We start from the raw sequence: 8,265 nt of genomic DNA, 5'->3' as shown, positions 1-8,265 counted from the left end.
CACCCGGGCGGTCAGCGTCTGCAGCGCGGCGTCGCCGCCGCTGCGGTAGAAGCGCGTGGCGCCCGGCGTGGTGAGCAGCGCGTGCGCGCCGGTGTCGACCTGCGCCGTCAGCGCCAGCTCGTCGCCGCCCACGATGCCGCCCGGCGGATGCACCAGCACGTGGTGGCAGATGCCCGGGCCTTCGGGGTACAGACTCTGCAGCACCCGCAGCGGCCCGCTGTGCACGCCGCGGCCGATGGTGCGGGGAAGCGCCGCCGCGGGGGCGTCGGGATCGGGGCGGTAGTGCAGGTCGAGGCTGCCGAGCCAGGCCATGGGATGCGTGCGGAGCGGGGGAGGGACGCGGAGGGCGCGAGCGATTGGCCGCAACTCTAGCCGCTCGCTCGAGCCTCGTGGATCCAGCTCCGGACGGGACGATGATCCGCACCTCGCAACATGCGTACGGCGCATGCGAAGCGCCCCAGATGTCGCTTGAGGCGGACGTCGGCGATGGGTTCAATGGGTCTCGCAGCAGCGCCCGCGGCGAACCGACCCAGGCGATCGGTTCCGGGCTCTGCTCGTTCGATGAACGAACCTCCGGAGCCCCCATGAACACGCTGACCCCTCTGCTCGAGCCCCTGCGCACTCCCCCCGGCCCGTCGCCCCGCCGAGGCAGGCACGTCCTGGCGCGACTGAACTACCTCCAGCCCACCGCGGAGCGTCCGTACAGCTATGCCTGCGAGCCGCCGCCGGGCACACCGTGGGAGAACTGCGAGTACGAGCCGCGGCAGATGGAGATCCGGGACGCGCGCCTCGCCGACAAGCCGCCGTGCATCGATAGCGAGGGCTACGCGTTGTGGGACGCGCCCACGTCCGTCACGGACTTCCTCGACACCGAAGCGGTCCGGGCCCGCTACTACCCCGAGGCCGCAGAACTGGCGCTGGCCGCGACCGGCGCGACGCGCGCCTACGTCTTCGACCACCTGGTGCGCCGGCGCGAACCCGATCGCGCGGCACTCACGTTCGGCCGGCAACGCGCCAACGACGTGGCCGCGGCCAATGGCCGCATCCACAACGACTACACGGAAGCCTCCGGCCGCAAGCGGCTGGCGCTCGTGCTGGACGATCCCGAGGCGGTGGCCCGCGTCAGGCGGTTCGCCATCGTCAACGTGTGGCGGTCGATCAAGGGTCCGGTGCTGGACACGCCGCTCGCGGTGTGCGACGCGCGCACGCTGACGGTCTCGGACCTCGTGGTCAGCGATGTGCGCTACCCGCGCCGCACCGGCGAGATCTACGTCGCGCTGCACTCGCCGCTGCATCGATGGTCCTACTTCTCGCAGATGGACCGCCATGAGGCGCTGGTGTTCAAGCAGTACGACTCCCGGGTCAGCGGCGTGGCCCGGTTCACACCGCACACCGCCTTCGACCTGCCCGACATCCCCGCCGGCGCGCCGCTGCGCGAGAGCATCGAGCTGCGCTGCCTCGTGGTCTACGGAGACGCGCAATGAGCGCCGCGCCGATCGAGTTCTGGTTCGAGTTCGCCAGCAACTACAGCTACCTCAGCGTGATGCGCATCGAGGACTGCGCTGCCCGGCGCGGCGTGCAAGTCCGCTGGAAGCCCTTCCTGCTGGGGCCGATCTTCCGGAGCTTTGGCTGGCAGACATCGCCCTTCGTGCTGCAGAAGGCCAAGGGCGACTACGTCTGGCAGGACATGGTGCGCCAGTGCCGCAAGTACGACCTGGCATGGACCGGCCCTCGGGCTTTCCCCGCTCGTCGCTGCTGCCCTCACGCGTGGCGCTCGTGGGGGCCGAGCAGGATTGGATCGGCGCCTACTGCCGGCGCGTGATGTCGATCAACTTCGGCGAGGACCGGGAGATCGATACGAACAAGGTGGTGACGGAGGTGCTCACGGCGCTCGGCCTGCCGGCGCGGCAGATCATCGACGAGGCGCAGTCCGAGGCCAACAAGCTGCGGCTGAGGCAGCAGACGGAGACGGCGGCGCGGCGAGGGATCTTCGGCGCGCCGATGTTCTTCGTGGGCGACGACATGTTCTGGGGCAACGATCGCCTGGACGATGCCCTGGACCACTGCGTCCAGGCGCTGGCGTAGGGACGACTCAGGAACGCCGGGCGCGCGGCTTCGGTGCCGTCTGCGGGGCCGCGAGAGCGGGCTCGGCCGACATTCGCGCCTCGCTTTCTATCCACTCCGCCACGCGACGGATGTCGGCGCGGGGACGATCGTTGGCGAGGATGAGCCAGTAGGCGTGCTCCATGTCCGCACGGTGGTTCGGTGGGGCCAGCCGCACCAGCCGGCCGGCGTCGAGCAGCGGCTGGATCAGCTCGATGCGCCCCAGCGCCACGCCCTGCGCGTCCAGCGCGGCCTGGATCACCTGGTCGTACTGGTTGAAGTGCAGCATGCCCTGGTGCCGCACGTCGGACCAGCCTGCGGCACCGAGCCAGTCGCCCCATCGCAGCCAGGGGTGCGTCGGGTCGTCGAACTCCAGCAGCGAGACCTTCGCGAGCGCCTGCGCCGACCGCAGGGACTTGAGGCCCAGTGAAGGGTGGGCCACCGGCGCGACGGATTCGCCGAACAGGCGGGTCGCCCCGGCCGGCGCCAAGGCCGGCGTGGTGTAGCGGATGGCCAGGTCGATGCCGTCGCTGCGCAGGTCGGCCACGCGGTTGTTCGCGGACACGCGCAGGTCCACGCCCGGATGCAGCTTCTGGAACCGGCTCAGCCGCGGCAGCAGCCACAGGCCCGTCACGCCGATGCTCGCGCTCAGCATCACCGGTCGCAGCACGCCGGTGGTGTGGATCTCGCCCATCACGTCCTGCATCTGCTGCACCGCGCCGTCGGCGCTGCGGAACAGCCGTTCGCCTTCGGCCGTGAACGCGATGGAGCGGTAGCCGCGGACCAGCAGCTTCACGCCGAGCTGCTCTTCCAGCGCGCCGATCTGCCGGCTGACGGCGGATTGCGTGAGGCACAGGTCCTGCGACGCGAGCGTGATGCTCATGCGGCGTCCCACCGCGACGAAACCCCGGATCAGGTCGAGCGACGGCAGTCGTACGAGAGGGAGTGACATTCCTGGAGCGTATGCGATGCGACGGAATGATCGATTGAAGCACAGGCGGCGCGGTCCTGTAATCCGAACCTCGAACCGGCATGCGTGCCGGCCCCTGCTTCAACCGGAGACCGTGGTGACAACCGACCCGCCCGCTTCGTGGCCCTCCCGGCACGCTAAGGCGCTGGCGTTCCGGGCGCTGCATGCCCGCGCCGACGGCTTCATCGTGCCGAACCCGTGGGACGTGGGCAGCGCGCGGCTGCTCGCGGGGCTGGGTTTCGAGGCCCTGGCGACCACCAGCGCCGGCTACGCCTTCTCTCGCGGCGTGCCCGACAACTGCGTCCCGCGCGAAGCGCTCATGGCGCACCTGGCCGAGATCGCCGCGGCCACCCACCTCCCGGTCACCGCCGATCTCGAGAACGGCTTCGGCGACGCACCCGAAGTCGTGGCCCGGACCCTCCGGCTCGCGGCCGACGCCGGCGTCGTGGGCGGCTCCATCGAGGATGCACGCAGCGGCCCTGGTGACCGGCTCTACGCGCGCGAGTTCGCCGCCGAGCGCATCCGCGCCGCAGTGGAAGCGGCGCGGTCGCTGCCGTTCCCGTTCGTGCTGACGGCGCGGGCCGAGAACTACCGCGTCGGCCAGCCGGATCTGGCGGACACCATCGCGCGGTTGCAGGCCTACCAGGAGGCCGGCGCCGATGTGCTGTTCGCGCCGGGCCTGATCCGCCCGCAGGACATCGCGACCGTCGTGCGCTCCGTCGATCGGCCCGTCAACGTGATGCTCGGCGACCCGTGCCTGGAGCTGGGGGCGCCGGAGCTGGCGCAGCTCGGGGTGCGGCGCATCAGCGTCGGCGCCTTACTGACACGCGCCGCGTTCGGCGAGTTCCTGCGCGCGGCGAGCGAGTTGCGAGAGCACGGCAGCGCGTCCTATGCACGGGCTGCCGTGAGCGGGGCCGAGCTCGGCCGATGCTTCGCACCCTACGCCCGGGGGGGCGTCATGACTTCGGCGCCGGGCATCGCGCAGCGGCCGGCCCCCGTTCCTACGATCCACATCCAGGAGACCCGATGGACCACGTGCTGATCATCCACTCCGTGCGCGACTACGCGGCCTGGAAGCAGGTCTTCGACGAGGCCGCCGCGCTGCGCCGGCGCGCCGGTGAACTGAGCTACCAGCTCCTGCGTGACGAGCACGATGCCAACCGGGTGGTTCACTTTTCGCGATGGACATCGCTCGCGGAGGCCCGCGCCTTCTTCGAATCGCCGGGGCTGGAGGAGATCCGGCGACGTGCCGGCGTCGAGGCCCCCGAATTCAACTACCTGCACGGCCTGGAGCAGGGCACGCTCTGAACGCGCGGAAAGGGAGAACCCACGATGACCCAGCGCAGCCTGGAGGACGACGATGCGCTCGAGGACTTCGCGCATCGCGAGATCACGCTCGACGGCATGGCCAAGGTGGTGCACGTGGCTGGCACGGGGCCGGCGGTGATCGTGCTGAGCGAGATGCCGGGCATCAGCCCCACGTCGCGCGCTTCGGCCGCTGGGTGCGCGACGCGGGCCTGACCGTCTACATGCCGTCGCTGTTCGGCCGCGATGGTGCGGTCGCCCATGCCGACGAAGGGGCCGCCGTGTTCCGCCGGGCGTGCGTGAGCGCGGAGTTCCGGGCCTTCGCCGGCCGGGACGGTGGCAACCGGTCGAGTCCGGTCACCCACTGGCTCCGGTCGCTGGCGCGGCTGGCGCACCAGGAGTGCGGCGGGCCCGGTGTCGGCGCCATCGGCATGTGCTGGACCGGCAACTTCGCGCTGTCGATGATGCTGGAGCCCGCGATGCTGGCGCCGGTGCTGTCGCAGCCGTCGCTGCCGCTGGACGATCCGGGCGGCATCGAGATCTCGCCCGACGAGATCGCGGCCGTCCGCCAACGGCTCGACAGCGAAGACCTCTCGGTCCTCGCCTTCCGCTTCCAGGGCGACCGGTTCTGCAGGGCCGAGCGCTTTGCGGCCTACGCCGAGGCGCTGGGCGAACGGTTCGTGGCGCGGGTGCTTCCGGACGCGGCCGCGAACACGGAGGTTCCGTCGTTCTTCGCGCAGCACGTGCCCACCCCTCACAGCGTGGTCACCGCGCACCTGATCGACGAAGCCGGGCAGCCCACGCTGGCGGCGCGCGACGAGATCCTGGCGTTCCTGACCCGCCGCCTCGTCGAGTCCCGGACCGTGGCGGCGAACCCATGACATCCAGAGTCGGAGGAACCGATGAATGAGGACCAGAAGCCGGTGGCGATCCACGCGCTCCAGGCCGCCGTGCGGACGAAGCCGTCCAACTATCCCGAGCCCTTCGCGTCCCGCATGGCGGGGCGCGTCATCCGTCCGCTCGGTGATGCCTTCGGCCTGTCGAACTTCGGCGTCAACCTGACGCTGCTGGCGCCCGGCGCGGTGTCGGCGCTGCGGCACGCGCACCGCCGGCAGGACGAGTTCGTCTACGTCGTGGCGGGCTCGCCGACGCTGGTCACCGACGCGGGCGAGACGCCGCTGCAGCCCGGCATGTGCGCCGGATTCCGCGCGGGCAGCGGCGACGCGCACCGGCTGGTCAATCGCACCGACCACGATTGCCTCTTCCTGGTGGTGGGCGACAGGACCGCTGGCGACAGCGCGATCTACCCGGACGACGACCTCGTGGCGCAGCTGGGCGAGGGCGGCCGGTGGCAGTTCCTGCACAAGAACGGCGATCCGTATTGACGGACCCCCCGCCCGCATCATGAAGCCGAGCTCTCGCCACGTCCTGATCGCGTGGAACGAACGCCTGGAGCGTACCGTGGGTGCAGCGCTGCGCCTCTGGCGCCGACCGGGCGCCGTGTCGCGACCCGACGCCCTGGAGGTGGACGTCGCGTTCGCCGAGCCCTACCGCATCACCTCGCCGACGGACGTGTGGGTCGCATGCCTGAGCGGAACGGCGTGGCTGACGCGGGAAGGGTGCCTGGCCGACACGATCCTTTCGCCGGGTGACGTCCGGCGCGTGCCGGCCAGCGGGAAGCCGCTGGTCGTCGGCATGCCACGCTGCCGGCTGCGGATCGCCCTGCAGCGCGAACACGTGGCGGAGCAGCGCGGTACGCCGACCGCCTGAGCCCTCGCCGGCGCGTCCGCTGCCGGTCAGGTCAGGCGAGCCGCGCGAAGCCCGAGTCGCGCGGCGGCTCGTCGGCAGGGCGCGTCCTGGCGCGGCCGGAGAGCGAGAAGAACACCGTGGTGCCCACGTCGGGCTGCGAGCTCAGGCGGATGTGCCCGCCATGGCGGCGCACGATGCGCTGGCAGGTGGCCAGCCCGACGCCGGTGCCGCTGAACTCCGACGCTTCGTGCAGCCGCTGGAAGGGCTTGAAGAGCTTGTCCGCCTGCCGCGTGTCGAAGCCGGCGCCGTTGTCGCGCACGAAGAACTCCGTGCCGTCCGGAGACTCGACACGGCCCACCTCGATCTCGGCGCACGCGCGCTTGCCCGAGTACTTCCAGGCGTTGCCGATCAGGTTCATGAGCAGCGAGCGGGCCAGTCCGGGGTCGGCCTGCGCGTGCAGCCCGTCCTCGATCCTCACCTCGGCCTGGCGGCCGGGCTCGGACTGCCGCAGCTCGGCCACCACGTCGCGGGCGATGGCGCTCAGGTCCACGGACACCGGCTGCAACTGGTGCGTCGCCACCTGCGACAGCGCCAGCAGGTCGTTGATCAGGTGGTTCATGCCGCGCGCCGAGCTTTCCACCAGCGCGCTCATCCGGTCCCCCTCGGGGCCCAGCGCCGGCGCATAGCGTGCCCGCAGCAGGCCGATGAAGCCGATGATGGCGTTCAGCGGTGTCTTCAGGTCGTGGGCGGCCGTGCGGGCGAAGGCGTCGAGCTCGTCGTTGGCGAACTGCAGCGCGGCGGTGCGGGCCTGCACGCGTTCCTCCAGCTGCTCGTTGGCGTCGCGCAGGGCCTGCGCGGCCGCCCGGACGTCGGTGATGTCCTCGATGATCCCGCCCACCAGCCGCGAGCCGTCGCTCGCGTCGACGATGCGGCGCTTGCGGTCGGCCACCCAGCGCACGCTGCCGTCCGGACGGCAGATGCGGTACTCGCACTGCGCGCTGCCGAACGCCACCAGGTTGAGCAGCGATTCCTCGGCGATCGGCCGGTCCTCCGGGTGCACCAGCGACAGCCACAGCGTGCGGTCCTGCAGCAGCGAGCGCGCGGAGTGGCCGCAGATCGTCAGGAACGCCGGGCTCGCATAGAGCATCTCGCGCACGTCGTCCTTGCCGATCCACAGCGCTTCCTGCAGGCTGTCGTGCAGCTGGCGGAACTGCAGTTCCTGGCGCTTGAGCGCGTCGCGCGTGCGGACCTCGTCGGTCACGTCGTCGGCGATCACCAGCACGCTGTCGCGGTGCCGGATGCGCATGCGGTGCAGGCTCACGTGCACATGGCACAGCTCGCCGTTCTTCTTGCGGTGACGCACGATGCCGGCATCGTGGTGCGGCGTCAGCGTCTCGCTCAGCAGGCGCATCATCTGCGGCACGTCCTCGGGCGGGCGCATGTCGGTGGCCAGCATGCCCAGGAATTCGGCCTCGGTATAGCCGTAGTGCGCGACCGCGGCGTGGTTCACCGCGATGAAGCGCAGCGTCTCCTCGTCGAAGGCCCACATCGGCTTCGGGTGGTGCTGGAACAGGTCCTGCACCCGCACCTCGCCGATGTGCAGCCGCTGCTGGGCCTTCAGCAGCGCCAGGTTGCCGGTGCGCACCAGCGCGACGACCAGCAGGCCGCTCAAGAGCACGTAGCGATGCCCTTGTAGCGCTGGGCGAACGTCAGCCAGTCGATGTCGTTCGAGACCTGGAGCACCAGCGCATCGGACAGCAAGATCCAGGCGATGCCGGCGACGATGTAGATCGCGCCGATGCCCAGCGCGACCTGCGTTGCCCGACGTCGAAAGACCGAATCCATGCGGCGCTCAGCCCCCGGGAACAGGACGAAGCGCCGACTGTAACGCCGGGCGGGCGCCCGCGATCAGCGATGTCGCGGCGCTTCGTGCGGGGTGGCGCGAACCGTCAGAACGATTCCCAGTCGTCGGTGCCGCTGCGGGCCGCTGCCGCCTCGGCAGTCGTGGAGGAGGGCGCCTTGGCCTGGAAGGCCGGGCGCACCACGTTGGTCGCGCGGTTGGGGCCGCGTCGCTCGATCATCGGCGCCGCGGCGGCCTTGGGCGGCTTGGCCGGGGTCGGAGCCGGCAGCGCGAGCGG

At 71.1% G+C, this 8,265-nt stretch carries 11 protein-coding genes and 2 pseudogenes; 8 read left to right on the top strand and 5 right to left on the bottom strand.

Going from position 1 to position 8,265, the window contains the following annotated elements:
- The coding region (locus Y694_RS17920) for an urease accessory protein UreD (protein WP_036234991.1) at nt 1-312 on the bottom strand (312 nt) is incomplete at its 3' end.
- Between the two features lie 272 nt (nt 313-584).
- Between Y694_RS17920 and Y694_RS17915 the strand changes: the two genes are divergently transcribed.
- Both Y694_RS17915 and Y694_RS17910 read left to right on the top strand, forming a co-directional pair.
- Nucleotides 585-1,484, top strand: coding sequence for a CmcJ/NvfI family oxidoreductase (locus Y694_RS17915; RefSeq protein WP_036234995.1), 900 nt, complete (start codon nt 585-587; stop codon nt 1,482-1,484).
- Nucleotides 1,481-2,085: pseudogene (locus tag Y694_RS17910) on the top strand (2-hydroxychromene-2-carboxylate isomerase). The gene Y694_RS17915 and the pseudogene Y694_RS17910 overlap by 4 nt, the downstream one beginning before the upstream one ends.
- A gap of 7 nt (nt 2,086-2,092) precedes the next feature.
- Here Y694_RS17910 and Y694_RS17905 read toward each other — a convergent pair.
- Nucleotides 2,093-3,055 carry a LysR substrate-binding domain-containing protein gene (locus tag Y694_RS17905; RefSeq protein ID WP_036234988.1) on the bottom strand — a complete coding sequence of 321 codons (963 nt, stop codon included), beginning with the start codon at nt 3,053-3,055 and terminating at the stop codon, nt 2,093-2,095.
- Between the two features lie 115 nt (nt 3,056-3,170).
- Between Y694_RS17905 and Y694_RS17900 the strand changes: the two genes are divergently transcribed.
- Genes Y694_RS17900 through Y694_RS17880 form a run of 6 tightly spaced genes read left to right on the top strand, consistent with a single transcriptional unit; the run spans nt 3,171 to nt 6,148 of the window.
- Complete coding sequence (locus Y694_RS17900) at nt 3,171-4,115, top strand: isocitrate lyase/phosphoenolpyruvate mutase family protein (RefSeq protein ID WP_231497756.1); 945 nt, start codon at nt 3,171-3,173, stop codon at nt 4,113-4,115.
- Nucleotides 4,100-4,381 (top strand): putative quinol monooxygenase, encoded by a 282-nt coding sequence (locus Y694_RS17895; RefSeq protein WP_011828346.1) that lies wholly within the window; start codon nt 4,100-4,102, stop codon nt 4,379-4,381. Before Y694_RS17900 ends, Y694_RS17895 begins: the two co-directional genes overlap by 16 nt.
- Before the next feature lie 24 nt (nt 4,382-4,405).
- Nucleotides 4,406-4,594 carry a hypothetical protein gene (locus tag Y694_RS26160; RefSeq protein WP_231497755.1) on the top strand — a complete coding sequence of 63 codons (189 nt, stop codon included), beginning with the start codon at nt 4,406-4,408 and terminating at the stop codon, nt 4,592-4,594.
- A complete protein-coding gene (locus tag Y694_RS17890; RefSeq protein ID WP_231497754.1) occupies nt 4,576-5,259 on the top strand; it encodes a dienelactone hydrolase in 684 nt (227 codons plus the stop codon). Before Y694_RS26160 ends, Y694_RS17890 begins: the two co-directional genes overlap by 19 nt.
- A 21-nt stretch (nt 5,260-5,280) precedes the next feature.
- Nucleotides 5,281-5,763, top strand: coding sequence for a cupin domain-containing protein (locus Y694_RS17885; RefSeq protein WP_036234985.1), 483 nt, complete (start codon nt 5,281-5,283; stop codon nt 5,761-5,763).
- 19 nt (nt 5,764-5,782) lie between these two features.
- Nucleotides 5,783-6,148: a DUF2917 domain-containing protein gene (locus Y694_RS17880; protein ID WP_036234982.1), complete on the top strand. Its 366-nt coding sequence runs from the start codon at nt 5,783-5,785 to the stop codon at nt 6,146-6,148.
- 31 nt (nt 6,149-6,179) lie between these two features.
- Here the strand turns inward: Y694_RS17880 and Y694_RS22755 are convergent, their stop codons facing one another.
- The 3 genes and pseudogenes from Y694_RS22755 to Y694_RS24980 all read right to left on the bottom strand — a co-directional run.
- Entirely contained in the window at nt 6,180-7,805 is a 1,626-nt protein-coding gene (locus Y694_RS22755; protein ID WP_155935858.1) for a PAS domain S-box protein, read from the bottom strand.
- Nucleotides 7,796-7,972: a hypothetical protein gene (locus tag Y694_RS24450; protein ID WP_155935857.1), complete on the bottom strand. Its 177-nt coding sequence runs from the start codon at nt 7,970-7,972 to the stop codon at nt 7,796-7,798. The genes Y694_RS22755 and Y694_RS24450 overlap by 10 nt, the downstream gene beginning before the upstream one ends.
- 104 nt (nt 7,973-8,076) lie before the next feature.
- Nucleotides 8,077-8,265, bottom strand: a pseudogene (locus Y694_RS24980) (methyl-accepting chemotaxis protein); the annotation flags it as partial.

Source organism: Methylibium sp. T29-B, from assembly GCF_000576225.1.
Taxonomy (GTDB): Bacteria; Pseudomonadota; Gammaproteobacteria; order Burkholderiales; family Burkholderiaceae_C; genus Methylibium; species Methylibium petroleiphilum.
This window is presented reverse-complemented; position numbering and strand designations above follow the sequence as displayed.